The organism is Mycobacterium sp. E2327 (assembly GCF_001672675.1).
Classification (GTDB): Bacteria; Actinomycetota; Actinomycetes; order Mycobacteriales; family Mycobacteriaceae; genus Mycobacterium.
In genome coordinates, this window is sequence record NZ_LZKE01000242.1 from 56,802 (window position 1) to 79,369 (window position 22,568).

Genomic DNA, 22,568 nt, shown 5'->3' on the forward strand with positions numbered 1-22,568 from the left:
CCTGCTCTTGTTCCTGCCCGCATTTCGCAGTAGCGTCAGGCGCCGCGGACTGGACAGGGAGGGAACCCATGGAGCTCGCTCGGATCAGCGTCGCCGGCTGGGCGGTCGCCACGGTCGTCGGCGCCGCAACCACCGGCTGCGGTGACTACCACCACAGTTCGCCCTCCACATCGCTACCGGGCAGTGGCCCGACCAGTTCGAGCGCGGTGACGAGCCCGTCGCCCGGACAGCAGACCGATTACAGCAACTTGCTGATCAAGGCCAGCGACATCGGCGGCGACTTCACCACTCCCCAACCGCCGGTGCTCAACCCGAACAACGCCGCGGGCGTCGCGCAACTGTTCGCCAATGCCGACAACAGCCGCCGGATCGGCGACACGATCCTGATCGTCGCCGATCCGAAGGTGGCCGCGGCGGGAGTCGAGAACACCAAGGCCAACTACGCGGGCAAGGTCAGCGGGACCTGGCAGCCGATCGATATCGGCTCCAACGGCGCGATGATCTCCGGCACCGCTCCGGGCAATTCCCAGGCCATCACGGTGCTGCTCTTCAACGAGGGCAAGGCACTCGTCAACCTCGAATTCGACAGCGCGCCCAACGATCCCATCGACCCAGGCGTCGCGACCGATGTCGGCCGCAAGCAGGACGCGGCCATCAAGGGCGGATTGCCCGCCTAACCCGCGCGGAAGGTCTTGCGCGCGGAATGCCTTGCGCGCGAGGCGCTCAGGCCACGACCTGAATGGGGTCGCCGACGTTGACCTGGTTGAAATACCAAGCGGCATTATCCGGGCTGAGGTTGATGCATCCGTGGCTGACGTTCGCGTGGCCCTGCGAATCGACCGACCACGGGGCCGAGTGCACATACACGCCGCTCCAGGTGACCCGGACGGCATACTGCGCCGTGATCTTGTATCCCTCGGGCGAACTCAGCGGGATGCCGATGGTCCGCGAGTCCATCACCACGCTGCGTTCCTTTTCCAGGGCGGTGAAGTTCCCGATCGGAGTGGGACGGCTGGGCTTGCCCATGGATGCCGGCATCGTGCGCAGCACTTCGCCGTTGCGGCTGACGGTAAAGGTGTGCCCGGACAGGCTGGCAACGCCGAGCAACTCGTCACCGGTGTCGAAACCCGTCGTCAGGGCCTGCACACCGACCGAGACGTGGCTATGCGTGGGCCAGTAGTGGTCGGGAACCCACTGGACGACGTTGTTCTCGACCCACTCGAAGTGGCCGGGCATGCCGCTCGGCGACGTGACATGGATGGTCCGTTCGGCGGCGACGCGGTCGGTGGCCGGCGCGGTGAACGTGACCACGACCGGGTGCGCCACCCCCACCAGGGCGCCGTTAGCCGGGGAAACTGAGGCAACCCCCGGGACCGGCTCGGGCAGCGGGACGGCGGCCACGCTGCGGGCGCCACTGCCCAACGCGCCCATGCCGATGATCGCTACCATAACGAACAGATAACGAACCGCTTGACGCATGGCGCTTACCCTTTGCGATGGATGGACGGACACAACGATATTCTACTGGTTGTCGGCGCATTCCGGTTTTCAGCAAACATCGATATGTTCGCTGGACCCGGTTCCCGCCGCCGTCGCCGCCCCGCTGCGGCCCGGATGACGACCCCGCCCTCGCCCGAAAAGCGTGAAACCGTCGGCGGCCGTGCAGAACCGATGACGGCACAACGGCTTTCGCGGTAGCAAAGGCCGAAAACCCCGGCGGGACGCCCGGCGCGCCGTGTTAGCCTCAGCCAGGCCGGTGCCCCCAAGGCCCAGCCCGAACACCGAGGAGCCCGCGGGTGCTTTTCCGTCAACTGGAGTACTTCGTTGCGGTCGCCCAGGAGCGCCACTTCGCCAGGGCGGCTGAGAAGTGCTACGTGTCGCAGCCCGCGCTGTCCGCCGCGATCGGCAAGCTCGAACGCGAGCTCAACGTCACGCTGATCAACCGTGGCCACAGCTTCGAGGGCCTCACGCCCGAGGGTGAGCGACTGGTCGTGTGGGCCAAACGGATTCTCGCCGAACACGACGCGTTCAAGGCCGAGGTGCACGCCGTCCGATCCGGCATCGCGGGGACGCTTCGGCTGGGCACGGTGCCCACTGCCTCGACGACGGCGTCCCTGGTTCTCTCGGCGTTCTGTTCGGCGCATCCGCTGGCGAAGGTGCAGATACTGTCCCGGCTGGCCGCCACCGAGCTGTACCGGCGCCTGCGCGAGTTCGACTTGGACGCCGCAATAGTGCACTCCGCCGCCGACGACGCCCACGACGTGAACCTGGTGCCGCTCTACGAGGAGCACTACGTGCTGCTCTCGACGGCCAGCATGCTGCCCGCCGGGGCGTCGACGCTGACCTGGCCCGAGGCGGCGCAGCTGCCGCTGGCGCTGCTGTCCGCCGACATGCGGGATCGCCAGATCATCGACGAAGCCTTCGCCGGCCAGGGGATCACCGTGACCCCGCAGGTCGAAACCGACTCCGTCGCTTCGCTATTGGCACAGGTGGCCACCGGCAATTGGGCCTGCATCGTGCCGCACACCTGGCTGTGGACGTCCCAGCTGGGTACGGAAACCCGAGACATCCGCGCGGTCGAGATGGTCGAGCCGGCGCTCAAGGCCGAGATCGCGCTGGCCACCAACGCTTCCGGGCCGGGCTCACCGGTCGCGCGTGCGCTCACTGCGTCCGCGCAACAGTTGCAGCTGGGCGAGTTCTTCGACGCGCAACTGTCGGGCATCACGCGCCGGCGCTGACCACCGCCGGCGACGTGGCCGCGCTGCTCGGGTTCAGGCTTGCCAGATGCCCGCTTTCCACGCCGGCCGTCGGGTCGAGTTCGCAGTCGATGACCGACGGCCCCTTGCCGGCGATCGCTTCGGCCAGCGCCGCGCGCAGCTCGGCGGGGGCGGTGACGTGATATCCCTTGCCGCCGAAGGCCTCTGCGATCAGCTCGTGACGCGCCCGCCCGTTCAGCACGGTCGGCGCGGGATCCGGCCCCGTCGCGGCCGAGCCGGCCGGCGCCTCGTCGCCGCGGTAGACGCCGCCATTGTTGAGGATGACGACGGTCACCGGCAGCCGGTAGCGGCAGATCGTCTCGACCTCCATCCCGGAAAACCCGAACGCGCTGTCACCCTCGATCGCGACGACGGGGTCGCCGGTCTCCACCGCCGCGGCGATGGCGTATCCCATGCCGATGCCCATCACCCCCCACGTGCCGGTGTCGAGCCGGTGCCGCGGCGCCTCCATGTCGATGACGTTGCGGGCCAGGTCCAGCGCGTTGGCGCCCTCGTTGACCACATAGACCCCCGGATTTTCCTGCAGCACAGAGCGAATGGCGCCCAGCGCGTTGTAAAACCGCATGGGGTGCGGGTCTTCGGCGAGCCGCTCAACCATCTTTGCCTCGTTGCGGGCTTTGCGCTCGGCCAGCTCGTCGACCCATTCGGTGGGCGCGACGACGGGTTCCGCGGCCACCGCGTCGCACAGGGCCGACATCACCGAGCCGATGTCACCGGCCAGCGGCGCCTCGATCGGCCGGTTGCTGTCGAATTCCGAAGCCGCGATGTCGATCTGGACGAACTTGGCGTCGCGGGACCATTGCGGCGACTCGCCGTGGCCGAGCAGCCAGTTCAGCCGGGCGCCGACCAGCAAGACGGCGTCGGCACGCGCGATCGCCAGCGAACGCGCGGCCGCCGCCGACTGCGGGTGCGAGTCGGGCAGCAGCCCTTTGGCCATCGACATCGGCAGGAACGGAATCCCGGTGTCCGTCACGAACTTCCGGATCGCGTCGTCGGCCCGCGCGTATGCGGCGCCCTTGCCGAGGACGATCAGCGGTCGGCGCGCCCGCCTCAGCACCTGCAGCGCGCGATCGACCGACTCCGGTGCCGGCAGCTGTCGCGGAGCCGGGTCGACCACCCGCCACACGGTCGCCGCCGCCGCGGACGCCTCCAGGGCCCGACCCAGAACATCGGCGGGGATGTCGAGGTAGACGCCGCCCGGCCGACCGGAGACCGCCGTGCGAATTGCGCGCGCCACGCCGCGCCCGATGTCCTCGATCCGGCCGATCCGGTAGGCGGCCTTGGCGAAAGGCCTTGCGGCCTCGAGCTGGTCGAGGTCCTGGTAGTCACCGCGCTGCAGGTCCACCATCGCGCGATTGCTGGAACCCGAGATCTGGATCATCGGGAAACAGTTCGTGGTGGCGTTGGCCAGCGCGGGCAGGGCGTTGAGAAATCCCGGACCCGACGTCGTCAGGCACACGCCTGGGCGGCGGGTGAGGAACCCCGCGGCGGCGGCGGCGTTGCCGGCCGAGGCCTCCTGCCGGAAGCCGATGTAGCGGATGCCCGACGCCTGGGCGGTGCGGGCAAGGTCGGTGATCGGGATGCCGACGATCCCATAGATGGTGTCGACGTCGTTCGCCTTGAGGGCATCGACGACGAGGTGAAAGCCGTCGGTCATACCTGTCATGGTGGCGACCTCCTGGTGAGTTACCTACGGTCAGTCATCACTGTCGTCCCGGTGCGCGCAGGTGTCCAAGACTAAGGCGCTATGCAGCGATTCACGCCGTCTATCGATAGTCGGCGGTTATCGATAGTGAGCGGATCGGTATTGGACGGACACACCGGTCGCGCGGCATGGTTCGAGCAGGAGCTTTCCCATCTACCGAAAGGGGCTTGGCGATGAAGACAGGCACTCACACCATCGCCGATCTGGTCGAGGAGGCGGCGAGCCGGCGACCGGACGCACCGGCGCTCGTCGTCACCGCCGGGCGCACCCCCGTCAGCTACCGCGACCTGGTTCGCCTCGTCGACGACCTGGCCGGACAACTGAATCGGGGCGGGCTGTCCGCAGGAGATCGGGTCGCGCTCCGTGCCGGCAGCAACGCCGAGTTCGTCGTCGGGTTGTTGGCGGCGTCGCGCGCCGGGCTGGTCGTGGTTCCGCTGGACCCGGCCCTGCCCGCCGGCGAGCAGCGCACCCGAAGCGAGGCGGTCGGGGCGCGGGCGGTGCTGGTCGACGGCGTCGGCCCCGGCGACGGGGGGGAGCCGGGGCTGCGCCGGTGGCCGATCGCGGTGACCGTCGAGGCCGGCGCGGCGGCGGTGCATCTCGACGCCGCGACGCCGCCGGGGCAAGACGCTTCGACGCCGCAGGGGCTCTGCGAGGACGACGCGATGATCATGTTCACCGGCGGAACCACAGGCGTGCCGAAGATGGTGCCCTGGACGCAGGAGAACATCGCCGCATCGGTGCAGGCGATCATCGCCGGCTACGGGCTGGGCCCGCAGGACGCGACGGTCGCGGTGATGCCGCTCTACCACGGTCACGGGCTGATCGCCGCGTTGCTGTCGACACTGGCGTCCGGGGGCACCGTGCTGCTGCCGGCGCGAGGGCGGTTCTCCGCGCACACGTTCTGGGACGACATCGACGCCGTCCGGGCCACCTGGTACACCGCCGTCCCGACGATTCACCAGATCCTGTTGGAGCGCAACAAGACCGAACAGGCGAGCAACAAGCCGGCCGCGCTGCGCTTCATCCGCAGCTGCAGCGCGCCGCTCACCGCGGAGACGGCCCAGGCGCTACAAGAGACGTTTTCGGCGCCGGTGGTGTGCGCCTTCGGCATGACCGAGGCCACCCACCAGGTGGCCACGACCGGCGCCGGGCAGAGCGAAAACCCCGCCGCCACACCGGGTCTCGTCGGCCGGTCCACCGGGCCCGAAATCCGGATCACCGGACCGGACGGTCGGCCGCTGCCGGCGGGGTCCGTCGGCGAGGTCTGGCTGCGCGGCACCACCGTGGTGCGCGGCTACCTCGGTGACCCGGCGATCACCGCCGCGAACTTCACCGACGGATGGCTGCGCACCGGCGACCTGGGATCATTGTCGCCCGCGGGCGATTTGACGATCCGGGGCCGGATCAAGGAGCTCATCAACCGCGGCGGCGAGAAGATTTCGCCGGAGCGCGTCGAGGGCGTCCTGGCCACGCATCCCAACGTCCTCGAGGTGGCCGTCTTCGGCGTGCCGGACAAGATGTACGGGGAGACGGTGGCCGCGGTGATCGTGCCCCGGCAATCGCCCGCGCCGGCATCCGCCGAGCTGGCGGAGTTCTGCCGCGAGCGGCTGGCGGCCTTCGAGATTCCCGCCACCTTCGCCGAAGCCGCCGCCCTGCCGCACACCGCGAAGGGCTCGCTGGACCGCCGCGCTGTGGCCGACCAATTCGGCCGCGGGAACTAGCCCTGAGGGGCGCGCCGAGATTGCCGTGAAGGTCGCGATTTTGACGCCAGCACAACCAGGGCGGCAATCTCGGCGAAACTACCTGCGCCGACGACGCGTCACGCCGTGGTCTTCACCCGGGCTGCCGCGGACTCGGGCATGGGTTCGTAGCGGGCGAAAGAACGGGTAAACGACGCGGCCCCATGCGCCAGCGAACGCAGGTCGATCGCATACCGCGTCAGCTCCACCTGCGGCACCTCGGCCCTGACCAGCGTGCGTTCGTTCCCCGCGGCCTCGGTGCCGAGCACGCGCCCGCGGCGCCCCGACAGGTCGCCCATCACCGCGCCGACGAAATCGTCGGGCACCAGCACCGAGATCTCGTCGATCGGCTCGAGCAGGGTCACCTTGGTCGCCGCCGCCGCCTCGCGCAACGCCAGCGCGCCGGCCGCCTGAAACGCGAAGTCCGAGGAGTCGACGCTGTGCGCCTTTCCGTCGAACAAGGTGACGCGGATGTCGACCACGGGGTAACCCGCGTGGACGCCCTTTTCCATCTGCGCGCGCACCCCCTTCTCCACGCTCGGGATGAAGTTGCGCGGCACCGCGCCGCCGACCACCTTGTCGACGAACTCGAAACCGGATCCCTCGGGCAGCGGTTCCACCTCGATGTCGCACACGGCGTACTGGCCGTGCCCGCCGGACTGCTTGATGTGGCGGCCGTGTCCTTTTGCCTTGCCGCTGAAGGTTTCTCGAAGCGGGACACGCAGGTCGACCGTGTCCACGGTGACGCCGTACCGGTTGGCCAGCGCGTCCAGCACGACGCCGGCGTGGGCCTCGCCCATGCACCACAGCACGATCTGGTGCGTTTCCTGGTTCTGTTCGATCCGCAGCGTCGGGTCTTCGGCGGCGAGGCGCCCCAGCCCGACGGACAGTTTGTCCTCGTCGGTCTTGGCGTGCGCCTGAATGGCCACCGGCAGCAGCGGTTCGGGCATCGTCCACGGCCGCAGGACCAACGGCTCCGACTTGTCCGAGAGGGTGTCGCCGGTCTCGGCGCGGCTCAGCTTGCCGATGGCGCAGATGTCGCCGGCCACCACGGCGGCCGCGGGGCGCTGCTGCTTGCCGAGCGGGAACGACAGGACCCCGATGCGTTCGTCCTCGTCGTGATCGGGGTGCGAATGCCCGTTCCCGTTCGCAGCGCCGAAGAACGACGCAAAATGGCCCGACACATGAACCGTCGTGTCGGGCCTGATGGTCCCGGAGAACACCCGGACCAGGCTCACCCGGCCGACGTAGGGGTCCGACGTCGTCTTCACCACCTCCGCGAGCAGGGGCGCGTCGACATCACAGGCCAGCGTCGCGTGCGTCGCGCCGTTCGGCGTGAAGACCTCCGGGAGCGGGTGTTCCATCGGGGACGGGAAGCCGCGGGTGGCGACCTCCAGCAGTTCGAGGGTGCCGACGCCGGTGCCGCTGCAGACCGGGATCACGGGGAAGAACGAGCCCCGCGCGACGGCCTTCTCCAGGTCCTCGATGAGCACCGACTCGTCGATCGATTCGCCGCCGAGATAGCGGTCCATCAGGGACTCGTCCTCGGACTCCTCGATGATGCCCTCGATCAGGCTGCCGCGCGCCTCCTCGATCCGGTCGGCGTCCGCGGGGTCGGGCGGCTGCGTGGTGCGTCTGCCGCCCGAATACAGGTAGCGCGTCTGCGACAGCAGGCCGATCAGGCCTTCGCAGGACGGTGAGCCGATCGGCAGATACAGCGGTAACACCTTGTCGCCGAACGCGTTTTGCGCCGCGGCCAGCGCCTCGGAATAGTTTGCCCGCGCGTGATCGAGCTTGGTGATCACCACGGCGCGTGGCATGCCGACCTGGCTGCACTCCTGCCAGAGCGACTTGGTCGGCTCGTCGACGCCTTCGTTCGCGGCGATCACGAACAGCGCGCAGTCCGCGGCGCGCAACCCGGCACGCAGCTCGCCGACAAAGTCGGCGTACCCGGGCGTGTCGACCAGGTTGATCTTGATGCCGCCGTGCGACAGGGACGCCACGGCGACGCCGACGGAGCGCTGTTGGCGGATCTCGGCGTCGTCGTAGTCGCAGATGGTGCTGCCCTCGGTGACCGACCCCGGCCGGGTCAGCACGCCGGCGGCGACCAGCAGCGCCTCGACCAGGGTGGTCTTGCCGCCGCCGGAGGGCCCGACCAGGACCACGTTGCGAACATCGCCCGGACCGTTCGCCGTGGGAGCGGCCGCCACGCCCAGGGAAGTGTTCGCCTTGTCCGCCATGACTTTCCTCCAGTTCCGCCGCGCTGAGGCGTCCTGCAGCGCGGTGTGGTGCAGACCACAGGACGCCTGTAGGCAACTTTTCCCCCAACTGCCGCCCAACACAAGGCCACCGCCCAGCCACAATTGGGGGCGGGGTTTCCCACCAGATCGGTGCCGACGGCCGTCGGGTCAGGCGTGCCAGCCCGACCAGCGCCGCACCGTGACCGCGATGACCGGGCCGTCCAACGAAACCGATTGATACTGGGGGTATTTGGCGCGCAGCAGCCGCAAGCCGGTGTCCATCGCCGCGCCGTCGCTGTGGATGGAGGCGAGACCGTCGGCGCGGACCCACCACAACCGCGCCCAGTCGTCGGCGTAGTGGTCGACGAGCAGGCTGACCTGTGGGTTGCTTTCGATGTTGGCCAGGCGCCGCAGCCGTCGCGTCATCTTGGGTTTCGCGTCGACGGCCGTGTAGATGACGTCGTGCCCGCCGGGCGCGGCCTCGTCGACGGCGAAGACCACCGGCACCAGGTGCGGCGCGCCGTCGGGCGCGGCGGTGGCCAGGCGGGCTATCGGGGACTGTGTGAATCGGGCCTTCGGGTCGAATTCGCCCACCGCCTCAGATTAGGGCCGGCGCCGCGTTAGGTTAACCGCATGCTGGCCGAGACCCAGATCACCAACCTCCTGTACCGCTACGCCGAATGCATCGACGCCGGTGACCTGGCGGGCGCGGCCACGCTGTTCGAACACGCCCGCATCAGGATCGGCGGCTCGGACGCCGAACCGGACACCGTCGACGCGGCCCGGCTGCTGGGGATCTGGAAATCGCTGATCGTGCTTCATCCGGACGGGACGCCGCGAACCAAGCACGTCACGACCAATCCGATCATCGAGATCGATGAGGGGGCCGGCACCGCGAGTTGCCGCAGCTACTACACGGTGCTGCAGCAGACCGACGAGCTACCGCTGCAGACCATCGTCACCGGCCGCTATCACGACCGATTCGAACGCGTCGACGGCCGGTGGCGGTTTTGCTATCGCGATCTCACGCTCATCGACATGGTCGGCGACGTCAGCCGGCACCTGGCCCACCCCATCGCGCCGGCCCAAGGGGCCTGACCACTGTTGCGAATAGCTATCTGCATTACGGTTATACACATCGAGTCGTGTTACCCAGACCGGGAGGCTGGGCCAAATTCTGGTTCTTACTGCGTCGCAGGAGGTGACGGTATGAGCAAATGGCACCACCGCTCCGTCTGGTGGTCATGGCTGGTCAGCGTGCTGGCCGTGGTGGGGCTGGGCCTGGCCGCGGCGCCGGCGTCGGCGTCGCCGACCCACGACCGGCCCCTCGCACCGCTGGACCCGTCGGGCATCGTCGGCAGGGTCGGGCCCCAGGTCGTCGACATCAGCACCAAGTTCGGCTACAACAACGCCGTCGGAGCCGGGACCGGCATCGTCATCGATCCGGGCGGCGTCATTCTCACCAACAACCACGTGATCTCGGGGGCCACCGACATCAACGCGTTCGCCGTCGGCAACGGCCAGACCTACGCCGTCGACGTCATCGGCTACGACCGGACCGCGGACGTCGCGGTCCTCCAACTCCGTGGGGGCGGCGGCCTGCCCGCCGCCAACATTGGCGGCGGGGTCGCGATCGGCGAGCCGGTCGTCGCGTTGGGCAACGCGGGTGGTCAGGGCGGCACGCCAAGCGCGGTGGCCGGTAAGGTCGTCGGGCTCAACCAGAGCGTGTCCGCGACCGACACGCTGACCGGTGCGGAGGAGAACCTGGGCGGGTTGATCCAGGCCGACGCGGCGATCAGGCCGGGTGACTCGGGCGGCCCGATGGTCAACGAAGCCGGCCAGGTGATCGGGATGAACACCGCGGCCACCGACAGCTACAAGATGTCCGGCGGCCAGGGCTTCGCCATCCCGATCGGCACCGCGATGGCGGTCGCCGGACAGATCCGGTCCGGCGCCGCGTCGAACACCGTGCACATAGGCCCGACGGCCTTCCTGGGCCTGGGCGTGACCGACAACGGTGGCAACGGCGCCCGGGTCGAACGCGTCGTCGGCAGCGGTCCCGCGGCGGCGGCCGGAATCTCGGCCGGCGACGTCATCACCGGGTTCGACAACATCCCGATCACCGGGGCCACCTCGATGACGGATGTGCTCGTCCCGCATCATCCCGGCGACACCGTCACCCTGCACTGGCGCGCCAAGGGGGACGGCGATCGCAGCGGACCGGTGACGCTGGCGGACGGGCCTCCGGCCTGATGCCGCGCGGATAATGACCGCCTTCCGCCGGATTCGCTTGCGGCACATGGGGATTGGTCGCTCGCTTGCGGTCGTGATTCCCGAGTTGCCGTGTCGGGTACACGTGGCATCGTGGAATTGATGAACGACGCAAGAGACGCAGTCGAGCACGATCCCGCGGGGGGCAGTCACGTCGAGGGGGGCGTGGTCGAGCATCCGAACGCCGAAGATTTCGACAATGCTGCCGCGCTGCCCGCCGATCCGACCTGGTTCAAGCACGCCGTCTTCTACGAGGTGCTGGTCCGGGCGTTCTTCGACGCCAACGCCGACGGGTCCGGTGACCTGCGGGGGCTGATGGAACGCCTGGACTACCTGCAGTGGCTCGGCATCGACTGCATCTGGCTGCCCCCTTTTTACGATTCGCCGCTGCGGGACGGCGGCTACGACATCCGGGACTTCTATAAGGTGCTGCCCGAGTTCGGGACGGTCGACGACTTCGTGGCGCTGCTGGACGCCGCCCACGAGCGGGGCATCCGGGTGATCACCGACCTGGTGATGAACCACACCTCCGAGTCGCACCCGTGGTTTCAGGAGTCCCGGCACGACCCCGACGGGCCGTACGGCGATTACTACGTGTGGAGCGACACCAGCGACAAGTACACCGACGCCCGCATCATCTTCGTCGACACCGAGGAATCGAACTGGACCTTCGACCCGGTCCGCCGCCAGTTCTACTGGCACCGGTTCTTCTCCCACCAGCCCGACCTGAACTACGACAACCCGGCCGTCCAGGAGGCCATGATCGACGTGCTGCGGTTCTGGCTCGGCCTGGGCATCGACGGGTTCCGGCTGGACGCGGTGCCCTACCTTTTCGAACGCGAGGGCACCAACTGCGAGAACCTGCCCGAAACCCACGCCTTCCTCAAAAAGGTCCGCAAGGTCGTCGACGACGAATTCCCCGGCCGGGTGCTGCTGGCCGAGGCCAACCAATGGCCGGCCGACGTCGTCGAGTACTTCGGCGACGCCAGCACCGGAGGCGACGAATGCCACATGGCATTCCACTTCCCGCTGATGCCGCGCATCTTCATGGCGGTGCGCCGCGAATCGCGGTTCCCGATCTCGGAGATCCTGGCGCAGACGCCGGACATCCCGGACATGGCGCAGTGGGGGATCTTCCTGCGCAACCACGACGAGCTGACGCTCGAGATGGTCACCGACGAAGAGCGCGACTACATGTACTCCGAGTACGCCAAGGACCCGCGGATGAAAGCCAACGTCGGCATCCGCCGGCGGCTCGCACCGCTGCTGGACAACGACCGCAACCAGATCGAGCTGTTCACCGCGCTGCTGATGTCCCTGCCCGGCTCGCCGGTCCTCTACTACGGCGACGAGATCGGCATGGGCGACGTCATCTGGTTGGGGGACCGCGACGGGGTGCGCACGCCGATGCAGTGGACACCGGACCGCAACGCCGGCTTCTCGAAGGCCAACCCGGGGCGGCTGTACCTCCCGCCCAGCCAGGACTCGGTGTACGGGTATCAGGCGGTCAACGTGGAGGCGCAACGCGACACCTCGACGTCGCTGCTCAACTTCACCCGGGTGATGCTGGCGGTGCGAGGGCGGCACAAGGCTTTTGCGATCGGAAGATTCGAGGAACTGGGTGGGTCGAACCCGTCGGTCCTGGCGTTCGTGCGCCACGCGGCGGACGACGGGGACACCGTGCTGTGCGTGAACAACCTGTCCCGGTTCCCCCAGCCGATCGAACTGAACCTCCAGCAATGGAGCGGCTGCACACCAGTGGAGCTGACGGGGCATGTGGAGTTTCCGCGCATCGGTCACCTGCCCTACCTGCTGACACTGCCGGGACACGGGTTCTACTGGTTCCAGCTGACCGGATGTGAGGAGAACGCATGACGACTCAGCCAGTCAAGCTGCCCTGGTCTGAGTGGCTTCCGCAGCAACGGTGGTACGCGGGACGCAACCGCGAGCTGTCGAGCGCCGAGCCCGGCGTCGTCGTGCCGCTGCGCGAGGACCTCGACCTCGTCCTCGTCGACGCCCGGTACACCGACGGTTCCTCGGAGCGTTACCAGGTGATCGTCCGTTGGGACTCCGCGCCGGTGTCCGAGTACAGCACCGTCGCCACCATCGGCGCCGCCGACGACCGCACCGGTTTCGACGCGCTGTACGACACCGACGCGCCGCGGTTTCTGCTCTCGCTCATCGACGCGGCCGCCGTGCGCGGCTCGTCCGGTGACCAGGTGGCGTTCACCAAAGAGCCCGATGTCGAGCTGCCGCTGGAGGCGCTGCCGCACGTCTCCGACGCCGAGCAGAGCAATACCAGCGTGATCTTCGATCGAGACGCCATGTTCAAGGTCTTTCGGCGGGTCAGCAGCGGCATCAATCCCGACATCGAGCTGAATCGGGTGCTCGCGCGGGCCGGCAACCCGCACGTGGCGCGGTTGCTCGGCACCTACGAGATGGTCCCGTCGGACGGTGACCCGTGGCCCCTGGGCATGGTGACCGAATTCGCGTCGAACGCCGCCGAGGGCTGGGCCATGGCCACCGCCAGCGTGCGCGACCTGTTCGCGGAGGGCGACCTGTACGCCTACGAGGTCGGCGGTGACTTCGCCGCCGAATCCAACCGGCTGGGTGAAGCCGTGGCGTCCGTGCACGCCACCCTGGCGGAGTGCCTTGGCACCGCCGACGCCACGTTCCCGGTCGACACCGTGCTGGCGCGGCTGTCGTCAACCGTCGCGAAGGTGCCCGAACTCGAGGAATACGCGGCGACGATCGAGGAGCGATTCCAAAAGCTCGCGGGCGAGACGATCACCATTCAGCGGGTGCACGGCGACCTGCACCTGGGGCAGGTGCTGCGCACACCGGAAAGCTGGCTGCTGATCGACTTCGAAGGCGAACCGGGACAGCCGCTCGACGAGCGGCGCGCGCCGGATTCGCCGTTGCGCGACGTGGCCGGGGTGTTGCGGTCGTTCGAGTACGCGGCCTACGGGCCGCTGATCGACCAGGGTGCGGACAAGCAACTGGCGGCGCGCGCCCGCGAATGGGTCGAGCGCAACTGCGCCGCGTTCTGCGACGGCTACGCGGCGGTGTCGGGCACCGACCCGCGCGATTCGGCGCAGCTGCTGGCCGCCTACGAGCTCGACAAGGCGGTGTACGAGGCCGGCTACGAGGCGCGACACCGCCCGGGCTGGCTGCCGATCCCGCTGCGATCCATCGCCCGGCTGACCGCGGCGTAGCGCAAACATAGGTATTTCCTATGTGCCACCTGCGATTTGGGTGTGCGTCTGACAGCATGTTTGTGTGGCGAGTGAAACTTTCAACAGTGAGGCACGGTTGTCATGGCTGCTGGCCGGGCTGGCCGGCGTGCTGGGAGCGACGGCATTCACCCATTCGGCCGGATATTTCGTCACCTTCATGACCGGCAATGCCCAGCGCGCCGCGCTGGGCTTTTTCCGCGGTGACGTGGTGCTCTCGGTATCGGCGGCACTGCTGATCGTGTGCTTCGTCGCCGGCGTGGTGATCGCGTCGGTGTGTCGCCGGCATTTCTGGGTCGCGCATCCGCACGGCCCCACCGTCCTGACGACCTTCAGCCTGCTGGCCGCCACCGTGGTAGACGTGCGCGACGAGGGCTGGGAGGAAAATCTCCTCGATTTCGCGCCAATCATGTTGGTCGCCTTTGCTATTGGCGCGTTGAACACGTCGTTCGTCAAGGACGGCGAGGTGTCCGTGCCGCTGAGCTACGTGACCGGGACGCTGGTCAAGATGGGCCAGGGCATCGAACGCCACATCGCCGGCGGAACCGCGGCGGACTGGCTCGGTTACTTCCTGCTGTTCAGCAGCTTCGTCCTGGGCGCCGTGGTGGGTGGCTGCATCAGCCTCGTCGTCAACGGCACCTGGATGCTGGTGGTCGCCACCTCCGTGTGCGCGCTGACGACCGGATACACCTACTTCCACCAGGATCGCCGGGCGCTGTTGAATGACCGGTCAGAAAAGCAGCATCGGCAGCAGCGCTGACCGGTGCGCTACTGCCGATGCCGGCTTTGGGGGTGTCAGGTGGCCGGTTGTGCCGGTTGCGCCGGTTGCGCGGTCGTGTTGACGGCGTTGAGCACCTGGATGATGTCCGGCTTCATGGCAACCAACTGCTGGTTCCAGTAGGGCCACGAGTGCGTCCCGTTGGCCGGGAAGTTGAACACCCCGTTGCGTCCGCCCGCGGCCACGTAGTTGTTCTGGAAGGTTTCGTTGGTGCGCAGCGTGAGGCCTTCCAGGAACTTCGCCGGCATGTTGTCGCCGCCGAGGTCGCTGGGGGTGCCGTTACCGCAGTACACCCAGACCCGCGTGTTGTTGGCGACCAGCCGCGGAATCTGGACCATCGGGTCGTTGCGCTTCCACGCCGGGTCGCTGGACGGACCCCACATGCTGTTGGCGTTGTAGCCGCCGGAGTCGTTCATCGCCAGACCGATCAGGGTGGGCCACCAGCCCTCGGACGGGTTGAGGAAGCCGGATAGCGAAGCGGCATAGGGGAATTGCTGCGGGTAGTAGGCGGCCATGATCAGGGCCGAACCGCCCGACATCGACAGACCCACCGCGGCGTTGCCGAACGGCGACACCTGCTTGTTGGCCTGCAGCCACCCGGGCATCTCCTGGGTCAGGAACGTCTCCCACTTGTAGGTGTAGTTCTGGCCGTTGCCGGACGACGGCTGGTACCAGTTGCTGTAGAAGCTGGACTGCCCGCCGACGGGCATGATCACCGACAACCCGGACTGGTAGAACTCCTCGAAGGCCGGGGTGTTGATGTCCCAGCCGTTGTAATCGTCCTGTGCCCGAAGGCCGTCGAGCAAGTACACGGCGTGCTGTCCACCGGGCTGGAACTGCACCTTGATGTTGCGGCCCATCGACGGCGATGGCACCTGCAGGTATTCCACCGGGAGTCCCGGCTTCGAGAACGCCCCCGCGGTAGCCGCGCCGCCGACGGCGCCGACCAGACCCGACAATAGGGCAGCCCCCACGGCCGCGATGGCCAGCCGGCGTGGCATCCTCGCCGCTGCGCCACGCACCTTCCGCACCTCTTCGATGAACGACATAGCTCCCTACCCATCCCAACTTTCATCGTTTGTTCGATGCCGCACGACTACGGTCGAATCTGTTCGCCTGCGCAGTGAAACACAGGGGGAGGGCGTAATTCGTCTGTCGCGGCCGCGTTCGGAGATCGCGGTTGGCTAACGATTGGGAGTCGGCCGGGAATCGTCACGTTCGGGTCACGAATGGCTCACGAAACCGTGCCGGTGGCGCCCCTACGCGACGAGCCGGCGCAAAAGCGTTGAAGCCGTGGCGATTCCGATCAGCGCCGCCAACACCAGCACGATGAAGTCGGCCGGGTTGTACGGGGTGCCGATCAACAGCGCCCGCAGCGCGTCCACCTCGTAGCTGAGCGGGTTGACCTTGCTCAGCGCGTGCAACCAGGTGGGCATCACGTCGACGGGGTAGAGCGCGTTGGACGCGAAGAACAACGGCATCGTGATGGCCTGGCCGATTCCCATCAGGCGGTCGCGGGACAGGACCAGGCCGGCCAGCGTCATCGACAGGCAGGCGAAGAACGCCGCGCCGAGCATCACCACGGCCATCGCCGCCAGGATCCGCAGCGGATTGATGGTCAGGCCGATGTTCATCAGGTACGCCAGCGCCATCACGCCGACCACCTGGGCGACCGACCGCACCCCGGCCGCGAACGCCTTGCCGGTGATCAGCGCCGACGCGGGCGCCGGCGTCACCATCAGCTTGGCCAGCACGCCGGCGTCGCGGTCCCAAATGATCTGTATGCCATAGAAGATCGAGATGAACAGCGCCGACTGCGCGATGATCCCGGGCGCCAGGAACGCGAGGTAGGACACCGACCCGGTGTGGATGACGTGCAACTTGGAAAACGTCGTGCCGAAGATCAGCAGCCACAGCGCGGGCTGCACCATCCGGGTGACCAGTTCGGTCCGGTCGTGCTGCAGCTTCTGCAGTTCCACGATCGCGAACGCCCCGACCCGCGCCAGCGTCGCCTGGACCCGTTGCCACCCGCGCGGGGCGCGAACCAGGGTGGCCGCCGGGGCTTTGGGTGCGATGTCAACTGGCACGGCTGGCAACCTTTCTGCTGGAACGGATCTCACGGAAGGAGCCCGACGATTCCGCCTGGCCGGACAGGTCCTCCGCCGCGTAGTGGCGGAACACGTCCTCGAGCGTGGCGCCGGGCGACACGGTGGCCTTCAGCTTCGCGGGTGTGCCCACGGCGCGCAGCCGGCCGCGGTGCATCAGTGCGACCCGATCGCACAGCGCGTCGGCCTCCTCCATGTAGTGGGTGGTGAGCAGCACCGTCATGCCGAACTGGGCCTGCATGCTCCGCACCTGCTGCCAGACACCATCGCGGGCGATCGGGTCCAGCCCCACCGTCGGCTCGTCGAGCACCAGCAGCGACGGGCGGTTGACCAGCGCCTGCGCCACCTCCAGGCGGCGCACCATGCCGCCGGAGTACGCCCCGGCCCGCCGGTCGGCCACGTCGAGAAGTTCCATGGCGGCCAGCGCCTGTTCCACCCGTTCGGCCCGGTCGGCGCGCGGCACCCCGTAGAGCCGCGCGAACCACTGCACGTTCTGCCGCCCGGTCAACGCGGGCTCGACCGAAAGTTGTTGGGGCACATAGCCGATGTTGCTGCGAATGTCGATCGTCTGGCGGCGGGTGTCCATGCCGAAGATGCGCAACTCGCCGCGCTGCACCGGCGTCAACGTGGTGAGCATGCGGACCAGCGTCGTCTTTCCGGCGCCGTTGGGTCCCAGCAGGCCCATCGTCTCGCCCGGGCGCACCTGCAACGTCACGTTATCGACGGCGGTGAACTGGTTGTACCGGTAGGTCAGGTTCCGGCCGTCGATCGCCATCGGCAGTCGTTCGCTCATGATTGCCGCTCCTGAAGTAGTCGGGTCATGGTGTCAAGAACCTCCAATCCCTTTGTCAGGGACTCGATTTGATCTTCGTCGAGCTCGCCGAGTACCTCGGTGACCAGTGCCCGGCGCGCGGCCCGAGACGCGTCGACGAGCTGCTGGGTGGGTTCGGCGAGCCGCAGCTGGCCGACGCGGCGGTCCGATTCGCCGACGGTCCGGATCAGCAGTCCGTTGCCGGCCAGCTTGGAGACCAAGGTCGACGCGCTGTTGGGCACCAGGCCGAGCTCCGCCGCGGCGGCGCTGACCGAGATCCCCGGTCGCCGTCCGACCAGCCACAGCAGCTCCGCCTGGGCCTCGGACAGCCGCGCGGAGTCGAACCCGCGGCCGGCCGACCGGCGAAGTTGCCGGCGAAACCTGCCGACGACGCCGAACAGCTCGGCGGCCACATCGGACTTCACTGCCCCCATATACCTCTGTTTACGAGCTAAATATGGGTGTGAGCTGTGTGGGGGCTAGCTCCCAGCTACTTTTCGAGCGAATGCAGGACCACGTCGGTCAACGTCCCGTTGTCGACGCCGGCGGTCATGTAGCTGCAGAACGGTTGCCGGCGACGATCCGTGGGCGAACCCGGATTGAGCAGGCGCAGTCCGGTGTGCGTCGTCGTATCCCACGGGATGTGGCTATGGCCGAACACCAGCACGTCGCGGTCGGGGTAGAGCCGCGACATCCGCGCGTCCCGGCCGGCCGCGGCGCCGGTCTCGTGGACCACGGTCAGGCGCAGACCGTCCAGCGTGGCATCGGCACGCTCGGGCAGCCGGGCCCGCAACGCCGGCCCGTCGTTGTTGCCCCAGCACGCGACCAGCCGCGCGGCCCGGGTTTCCAGCGCGTCGAGCAAGTCGGTCGAAACCCAGTCGCCGGCGTGCACCACCACATCGGCCGCGGTGACCTCGTCCCATATCCGCGCGGGCAGGTCGCGGGCGCGCCGCGGGACGTGGGTGTCGGCAATCAGCAGCAGCCTCACGCCGCCATCTTGCGCTACCGCTCGCCGTCCTGGCTGCGGGCCTCGGCGCCCGTCTCACCCGCGTCGAAGGTGTCGTCGGAACCGGCCGCGCCCACGTACGACCCGTCGTCGCCTTCGGCGGCGCGTGATCGAGCCTCGTGCACTTCGGGCTCGACGTCTTCCTCGGCCCTGTGGCCCTTGTTTTCCGGCATGGGATCCAGGTTTCCCGCGCAGCGGCGCGCGAAACGGCGATGATCGGCTCCGATAGGGTGCATGCGGGCATCGACAGCATCCCGAGGAGGACCAATGCGCACCTTCGAATCAGTAGCGGACCTCGCCGCGGCGGCGGGCGAGACGATCGGGCAGAGCGACTGGGTGACCATCACCCAGGAAGACGTCAACCTGTTCGCCGACGCGACCGGCGATCACCAGTGGATCCACGTAGACCCGGAACGGGCGGCGGCCGGTCCGTTCGGCAAGACCATCGCCCACGGTTTCATGACCCTTTCGCTGCTGCCGCGGCTGCAGCACGAGATGTACACCGTGCAAGGGATCAAGCTCGCAATCAACTACGGCCTCAACAAGGTTCGCTTCCCCGCCCCGGTGCCGGTCGGCTCGCGCGTTCGCGCGCAGAGCTCGCTGGTCAGCGTCGACGACCTGGGTGACGGCGCCGTGCAGGCGACGGTGTCGACCACCATCGAGATCGAGGGCGCGCCCAAGCCGGCGTGCGTCGCCGAAAGCATCGTCCGCTACATCTCCTGAACACAGGCGAGCAGACGCAGAATCGCACCAAAACCGGTGGGCGAGTGCGATTCTGCGTCTGCTCGCGGTTAGAACTCGGCGATCGAGTGTTCTAGGCGCTCGGCCAGCCTGGCTTCGGCCTCGGCCCGCCGGGTCGGGATGTGCGCAGACGGGAAAGGCGTTGTCATGGGCTGGTATTCGCGCAGCGTCCGCCGGGCGACCGTCATCTTGTGCAGCTCGGTGGCGCCGTCGGCGATGCCCAGTGATTCGGCCGCGACCAGCATCTTGACGAACGGCATCTCGTCGGAGACGCCCAGCGCACCGTGCAGGTGCATCGCCCGCTGCGCGACGTCATGCAGCACCTGCGGCATGGCGACCTTGACCGCCGCGATGTCGCGGCGCACCTTCTGGTAGTCGTGGTGCTTGTCGATCAGCCACGCGGTGCGCAGCACCAGCAGCCGGAACTGCTCGATCTGGATCCAGCTGTCGGCGATCTTCTCCTGCGTCATCTGGAAGTCGGACAGGTGGCCGTGCCGGGTCTTGCGTGACACCGCCCGCTCGCACATCATGTCGAATGCCTTGCGCGCCAAGGCGATCGTGCGCATCGCGTGGTGGATGCGGCCACCGCCGAGTCGCGTCTGCGCGATCATGAACGCCTGGCCCTCGCCGCCCAGCACGTGATCGGCCGGCACCCGCACGTCGTTGTAGCGGACGTAGCCGTGCGAGCCGTGCTTTCCCGACTCGCCGCCGACGCCGACGTTGCGGATGATCTCGATGCCGGGCGTCTCGCCGGGAACGATGAACAACGACATCTTGTCGTACGTGCGGGCGTCGGGTTTGGTGACCGCCATCACGATGAAGAACGACGCGTGTTTGGCGTTGCTGGAGAACCACTTCTCCCCGTTGATGACCCAGTCGTCACCGTCCTGGGTCGCCGTTGTCACGAACATCCCCGGATCCGAACCGCCCTGCGGCTCGGTCATCGAGTAGCACGAGGTGATCTCGCCGTCGAGCAGCGGCTGCAGGTAGCGCGCCTTCTGTTCGTCGGTGCCGAACAGCGCGAGGATCTCGGCGTTGCCCGAATCGGGCGCCTGGCAGCCGAAGACCGAAGGTGCCCACCGGGAGCGTCCGAGGATCTCGTTGAGCAGCGCCAGCTTGACCTGACCGAAGCCCTGACCGCCGAGCTCGGGCCGCAGATGCGCGGCCCACAGGCCCTGGTCCTTGACCTGCTGCTGCAGCGGCCTCAGGATCGCCATCATCTCGGCGTTCTTCTTGTCATACGGGTCGAGCGCGACCAGATCGAGCGGTTCCAGCTCGTCGACCATGAACTTTTCGACCCAGTCCAGCTTCGCCTGGTATTCCGGGTCAGTTTCGAAGTCCCACACCGTGGCCAACCGTTCCCCGGCGCAGCGCCGCACCGGACTCGTTGATGAAGCCACACCATCCTAAATGGCGGTGGCGGGGGATCAGCGGTCGCGGCGGGTCTCGATGACGCGCTGCGCGATGTCGACGAGCTTCTCCTGGCTCTCCTGGGAAAGCGCCCGCAGCATCTCGAAGGCGCGCACGTCGTCCACGCCGTAGCGTTCCATGATGATGCCCTTGGCCTGACCGATGCGGTCTCGGCTGGACAGCGCCGATTCCATGTGCTCACCGTGGCGCCCCGCCGTGATCGCCGCGGCCGCATGCGCGGCGAACACCGATCCGATGGTCTCGGCTTCGGTGTCCCACACGCCGGCGCCGAAGCTGAACAAGTTCAGCGCGCCGGCCGTGCGGTCGGCGGTGTACAGCTTGAACGACAGGCTGCCGAGCACACCGTGCGCCACGGCCGCCGGGGCGTAGCGGGGCCACCGGGGCTCGTTGCGCATATCGTCGGCCCGAACCACCGTTTGTTTGAGGGCGGCGTCGGCACACGGCCCCTCGCCCAAGTCGTGCTGCAGCTTGTCAAGCTGGGCGACCAGGCTGTCGGTGTCCGCGAGAGACGCGAAATCCCCACCCTTTTGCACCAGCAATACGCCGGCGATGTCCGCCGCCGGTATCAACTGCACCGCCGCCGCTGTCACATCGGCGAGCACATGCTCGAGCGCTCGAGGCGCGGCCATCTCGCGGGACAGCTGCGCCATGCGCTCGGCCAGCTGGTGTTTGGCGCCCAAGTTCGAAACATTCATTAATCGGGTCCTACCTTCGTCCGCAAGTCGCGGCCATGGTCGGTTACGAGATTTGCTGTCGCCAGCGTTTCGTCACATAGCTCAGGGGTACCCGGCGTCGACCAGGACTATCGCAAATTCCCCGGGAGGCCCAATGTTCGTGCATAACAAAGATCTTCAATTCGAGGTGCGAGTCAGCGAGCCGGATCCCCGGTTTGCCACGCTCCTGCAGGAGCAATTCGGCGGCGCCAATGGCGAGCTCAAAGCCGCAATGCAGTACTTCACCCAGGCCTTTGCCCTCCGGGGCAAAAACCCCAAGATGTACGACCTGTTCATGGACATCGCCACGGAGGAACTCAGCCACTTGGAGATGGTCGGCTCGATGATCACGATGCTGCTCGACGGGCTCAACGACAACTTGAAAATCGCCAACGAGAAATGCGATTGGATGCCCGCGGTGGCCAGCGGCGATGGCCGCGACCAGATCATCCACCAGGTGGCGGTCAACCCGCTGTATTTCGCGCTGAACGGTGGCACGCCCGACGTGAGCAACTCGCAGGGGGTGCCATGGATGGGCTCCTACGTCAACGCCAACGGCGATCCGACGGTGGACCTGCGCAGTAACCTGGCCGCGGAGTCCCGGGCGAAGATCGTCTACGAGTACCTCAAGCAGTTCACCGACGATCCCGGCGTGCAAGACACCTTGACGTTCTTGATGACCCGCGAAGTCACCCACTACCAGCAGTTCACCGCGGCGCTCAACGAGCTGCCGGTGAACTTCCCACCGGGACAGCTGCCGGCAGATCCCCGCTTCCAGAACGTGGCGTTCAACATGTCCAACGGTGGCGGCGAGTCGATCCGCGGGCCGTGGAACCAGGGGCAGGGACCGTGGCCCGAGGGCATGGAATGGGAGTACGTGGAAAAGCCCGAACAGCAATGGCTGGGGGGTACCGGCCGGCAAAACAAGGGCGCCGAGCAGAACCCGTCGGGGTCACCGGCCGTGAACGCCGAGAAGCCGTTCACCCACGAACAGCGCACTCCGACAAGCTGATTCAAA

The 22,568-nt window shown here is 67.8% G+C and carries 22 protein-coding genes; 10 read left to right on the plus strand and 12 right to left on the minus strand.

Annotated elements, in window-relative coordinates; genetic code table 11:
• Positions 1-68 precede the first annotated feature (68 nt).
• Entirely contained in the window at positions 69-677 is a 609-nt protein-coding gene (locus tag A5712_RS27845) for a hypothetical protein (RefSeq protein WP_068113071.1), read from the plus strand.
• Between the two features lie 46 nt (positions 678-723).
• Here the strand turns inward: A5712_RS27845 and A5712_RS27850 are convergent, their stop codons facing one another.
• A complete protein-coding gene (locus A5712_RS27850) occupies positions 724-1,479 on the minus strand; it encodes a L,D-transpeptidase family protein (protein WP_068113075.1) in 756 nt (251 codons plus the stop codon).
• A gap of 317 nt (positions 1,480-1,796) precedes the next feature.
• Here A5712_RS27850 and A5712_RS27855 point away from each other — a divergent pair, with 317 nt between their 5' ends.
• Positions 1,797-2,738: a LysR family transcriptional regulator gene (locus tag A5712_RS27855; RefSeq protein WP_068113078.1), complete on the plus strand. Its 942-nt coding sequence runs from the start codon at positions 1,797-1,799 to the stop codon at positions 2,736-2,738.
• Here the strand turns inward: A5712_RS27855 and oxc are convergent.
• A complete protein-coding gene (gene oxc, locus A5712_RS27860; RefSeq protein ID WP_068113081.1) occupies positions 2,722-4,443 on the minus strand; it encodes an oxalyl-CoA decarboxylase in 1,722 nt (573 codons plus the stop codon). The two genes, A5712_RS27855 and oxc, sit on opposite strands and share 17 nt — an antisense overlap.
• A gap of 212 nt (positions 4,444-4,655) precedes the next feature.
• On the opposite strand from oxc, the gene A5712_RS27865 reads away from it, so the two are divergent.
• Complete coding sequence (locus tag A5712_RS27865) at positions 4,656-6,203, plus strand: FadD7 family fatty acid--CoA ligase (RefSeq protein ID WP_068113084.1); 1,548 nt, start codon at positions 4,656-4,658, stop codon at positions 6,201-6,203.
• A gap of 98 nt (positions 6,204-6,301) precedes the next feature.
• Here A5712_RS27865 and A5712_RS27870 read toward each other — a convergent pair whose 3' ends face one another.
• Together A5712_RS27870 and A5712_RS27875 are read right to left on the minus strand one after the other, a co-directional pair.
• On the minus strand, positions 6,302-8,461 hold the full coding sequence (locus tag A5712_RS27870; RefSeq protein WP_068113087.1) for an elongation factor G-like protein EF-G2: 2,160 nt from the start codon (positions 8,459-8,461) through the stop codon (positions 6,302-6,304).
• Between the two features lie 168 nt (positions 8,462-8,629).
• Positions 8,630-9,055 carry a TIGR03668 family PPOX class F420-dependent oxidoreductase gene (locus A5712_RS27875; protein WP_068113090.1) on the minus strand — a complete coding sequence of 142 codons (426 nt, stop codon included), beginning with the start codon at positions 9,053-9,055 and terminating at the stop codon, positions 8,630-8,632.
• A 39-nt stretch (positions 9,056-9,094) separates the two neighbouring features.
• On the opposite strand from A5712_RS27875, the gene A5712_RS27880 reads away from it, so the two are divergent.
• The 5 genes from A5712_RS27880 (at position 9,095) to A5712_RS27900 (ending at position 14,725) form a co-directional block, all read left to right on the plus strand.
• Complete coding sequence (locus A5712_RS27880; protein WP_068113093.1) at positions 9,095-9,559, plus strand: nuclear transport factor 2 family protein; 465 nt, start codon at positions 9,095-9,097, stop codon at positions 9,557-9,559.
• 111 nt (positions 9,560-9,670) lie between these two features.
• Complete coding sequence (locus A5712_RS27885) at positions 9,671-10,714, plus strand: S1C family serine protease (protein ID WP_068113097.1); 1,044 nt, start codon at positions 9,671-9,673, stop codon at positions 10,712-10,714.
• Between the two features lie 120 nt (positions 10,715-10,834).
• Entirely contained in the window at positions 10,835-12,607 is a 1,773-nt protein-coding gene (treS, locus tag A5712_RS27890) for a maltose alpha-D-glucosyltransferase (protein WP_068113292.1), read from the plus strand.
• The gene (locus A5712_RS27895) at positions 12,604-13,947 is read left to right on the plus strand and encodes a phosphotransferase (protein ID WP_068113099.1); all 1,344 of its coding nucleotides are present in this window, start codon (positions 12,604-12,606) and stop codon (positions 13,945-13,947) included. The genes treS and A5712_RS27895 overlap by 4 nt, the downstream gene beginning before the upstream one ends.
• Positions 13,948-14,011: 64 nt before the next feature.
• Entirely contained in the window at positions 14,012-14,725 is a 714-nt protein-coding gene (locus A5712_RS27900) for a YoaK family protein (protein WP_068113102.1), read from the plus strand.
• 35 nt (positions 14,726-14,760) lie between these two features.
• Here the strand turns inward: A5712_RS27900 and ag85C are convergent, their stop codons facing one another.
• From ag85C to A5712_RS31555, 6 genes are all read right to left on the minus strand, one after another.
• Entirely contained in the window at positions 14,761-15,792 is a 1,032-nt protein-coding gene (gene ag85C, locus A5712_RS27905) for a diacylglycerol acyltransferase/mycolyltransferase Ag85C (RefSeq protein WP_068113105.1), read from the minus strand.
• A 210-nt stretch (positions 15,793-16,002) separates the two neighbouring features.
• Positions 16,003-16,830, minus strand: coding sequence for an ABC transporter permease (locus A5712_RS27910; RefSeq protein WP_231982265.1), 828 nt, complete (start codon positions 16,828-16,830; stop codon positions 16,003-16,005).
• Positions 16,820-17,641 carry an ATP-binding cassette domain-containing protein gene (locus A5712_RS27915; RefSeq protein ID WP_068113108.1) on the minus strand — a complete coding sequence of 274 codons (822 nt, stop codon included), beginning with the start codon at positions 17,639-17,641 and terminating at the stop codon, positions 16,820-16,822. Before A5712_RS27915 ends, A5712_RS27910 begins: the two co-directional genes overlap by 11 nt.
• Positions 17,638-18,093, minus strand: a complete 456-nt coding sequence (locus A5712_RS27920) for a MarR family winged helix-turn-helix transcriptional regulator (RefSeq protein WP_068113111.1) — start codon at positions 18,091-18,093, stop codon at positions 17,638-17,640. The genes A5712_RS27915 and A5712_RS27920 overlap by 4 nt, the downstream gene beginning before the upstream one ends.
• Positions 18,094-18,149: 56 nt before the next feature.
• Positions 18,150-18,647, minus strand: coding sequence for a metallophosphoesterase (locus A5712_RS27925; RefSeq protein WP_068113113.1), 498 nt, complete (start codon positions 18,645-18,647; stop codon positions 18,150-18,152).
• A gap of 14 nt (positions 18,648-18,661) precedes the next feature.
• A complete protein-coding gene (locus A5712_RS31555) occupies positions 18,662-18,838 on the minus strand; it encodes a hypothetical protein (protein WP_197519518.1) in 177 nt (58 codons plus the stop codon).
• Positions 18,839-18,932: 94 nt separating this feature from the next.
• Between A5712_RS31555 and A5712_RS27935 the strand changes: the two genes are divergently transcribed.
• On the plus strand, positions 18,933-19,388 hold the full coding sequence (locus A5712_RS27935; RefSeq protein ID WP_068113120.1) for a MaoC family dehydratase: 456 nt from the start codon (positions 18,933-18,935) through the stop codon (positions 19,386-19,388).
• 68 nt (positions 19,389-19,456) lie between these two features.
• Here A5712_RS27935 and A5712_RS27940 read toward each other — a convergent pair whose 3' ends face one another.
• The gene (locus A5712_RS27940; protein ID WP_068113299.1) at positions 19,457-20,752 is read right to left on the minus strand and encodes an acyl-CoA dehydrogenase family protein; all 1,296 of its coding nucleotides are present in this window, start codon (positions 20,750-20,752) and stop codon (positions 19,457-19,459) included.
• 81 nt (positions 20,753-20,833) lie between these two features.
• Positions 20,834-21,532 (minus strand): GAF and ANTAR domain-containing protein, encoded by a 699-nt coding sequence (locus A5712_RS27945; protein WP_068113123.1) that lies wholly within the window; start codon positions 21,530-21,532, stop codon positions 20,834-20,836.
• A gap of 133 nt (positions 21,533-21,665) precedes the next feature.
• On the opposite strand from A5712_RS27945, the gene A5712_RS27950 reads away from it, so the two are divergent.
• A complete protein-coding gene (locus A5712_RS27950; protein ID WP_068113126.1) occupies positions 21,666-22,562 on the plus strand; it encodes a manganese catalase family protein in 897 nt (298 codons plus the stop codon).
• The last annotated feature ends 6 nt before the right edge of the window (positions 22,563-22,568 follow it).

What these genes read in the sequence shown, in the direction of transcription:
- A5712_RS31555 (WP_197519518.1), bottom strand. Translation starts at nt 18,838, where the DNA reads ATGCCGGAAAACAAGGGCCACAGGGCCGAGGAAGACGTCGAGCCCGAA.
- A5712_RS27850 (WP_068113075.1), bottom strand. Translation starts at nt 1,479, where the DNA reads ATGCGTCAAGCGGTTCGTTATCTGTTCGTTATGGTAGCGATCATCGGC.
- A5712_RS27895 (WP_068113099.1), top strand. Translation starts at nt 12,604, where the DNA reads ATGACGACTCAGCCAGTCAAGCTGCCCTGGTCTGAGTGGCTTCCGCAG.
- A5712_RS27880 (WP_068113093.1), top strand. Translation starts at nt 9,095, where the DNA reads ATGCTGGCCGAGACCCAGATCACCAACCTCCTGTACCGCTACGCCGAA.
- A5712_RS27950 (WP_068113126.1), top strand. Translation starts at nt 21,666, where the DNA reads ATGTTCGTGCATAACAAAGATCTTCAATTCGAGGTGCGAGTCAGCGAG.
- A5712_RS27845 (WP_068113071.1), top strand. Translation starts at nt 69, where the DNA reads ATGGAGCTCGCTCGGATCAGCGTCGCCGGCTGGGCGGTCGCCACGGTC.
- A5712_RS27885 (WP_068113097.1), top strand. Translation starts at nt 9,671, where the DNA reads ATGAGCAAATGGCACCACCGCTCCGTCTGGTGGTCATGGCTGGTCAGC.
- A5712_RS27870 (WP_068113087.1), bottom strand. Translation starts at nt 8,461, where the DNA reads ATGGCGGACAAGGCGAACACTTCCCTGGGCGTGGCGGCCGCTCCCACG.
- A5712_RS27935 (WP_068113120.1), top strand. Translation starts at nt 18,933, where the DNA reads ATGCGCACCTTCGAATCAGTAGCGGACCTCGCCGCGGCGGCGGGCGAG.
- A5712_RS27920 (WP_068113111.1), bottom strand. Translation starts at nt 18,093, where the DNA reads ATGGGGGCAGTGAAGTCCGATGTGGCCGCCGAGCTGTTCGGCGTCGTC.
- ag85C (WP_068113105.1), bottom strand. Translation starts at nt 15,792, where the DNA reads ATGTCGTTCATCGAAGAGGTGCGGAAGGTGCGTGGCGCAGCGGCGAGG.
- treS (WP_068113292.1), top strand. Translation starts at nt 10,835, where the DNA reads ATGAACGACGCAAGAGACGCAGTCGAGCACGATCCCGCGGGGGGCAGT.
- A5712_RS27945 (WP_068113123.1), bottom strand. Translation starts at nt 21,532, where the DNA reads ATGAATGTTTCGAACTTGGGCGCCAAACACCAGCTGGCCGAGCGCATG.
- oxc (WP_068113081.1), bottom strand. Translation starts at nt 4,443, where the DNA reads ATGACAGGTATGACCGACGGCTTTCACCTCGTCGTCGATGCCCTCAAG.
- A5712_RS27915 (WP_068113108.1), bottom strand. Translation starts at nt 17,641, where the DNA reads ATGAGCGAACGACTGCCGATGGCGATCGACGGCCGGAACCTGACCTAC.
- A5712_RS27865 (WP_068113084.1), top strand. Translation starts at nt 4,656, where the DNA reads ATGAAGACAGGCACTCACACCATCGCCGATCTGGTCGAGGAGGCGGCG.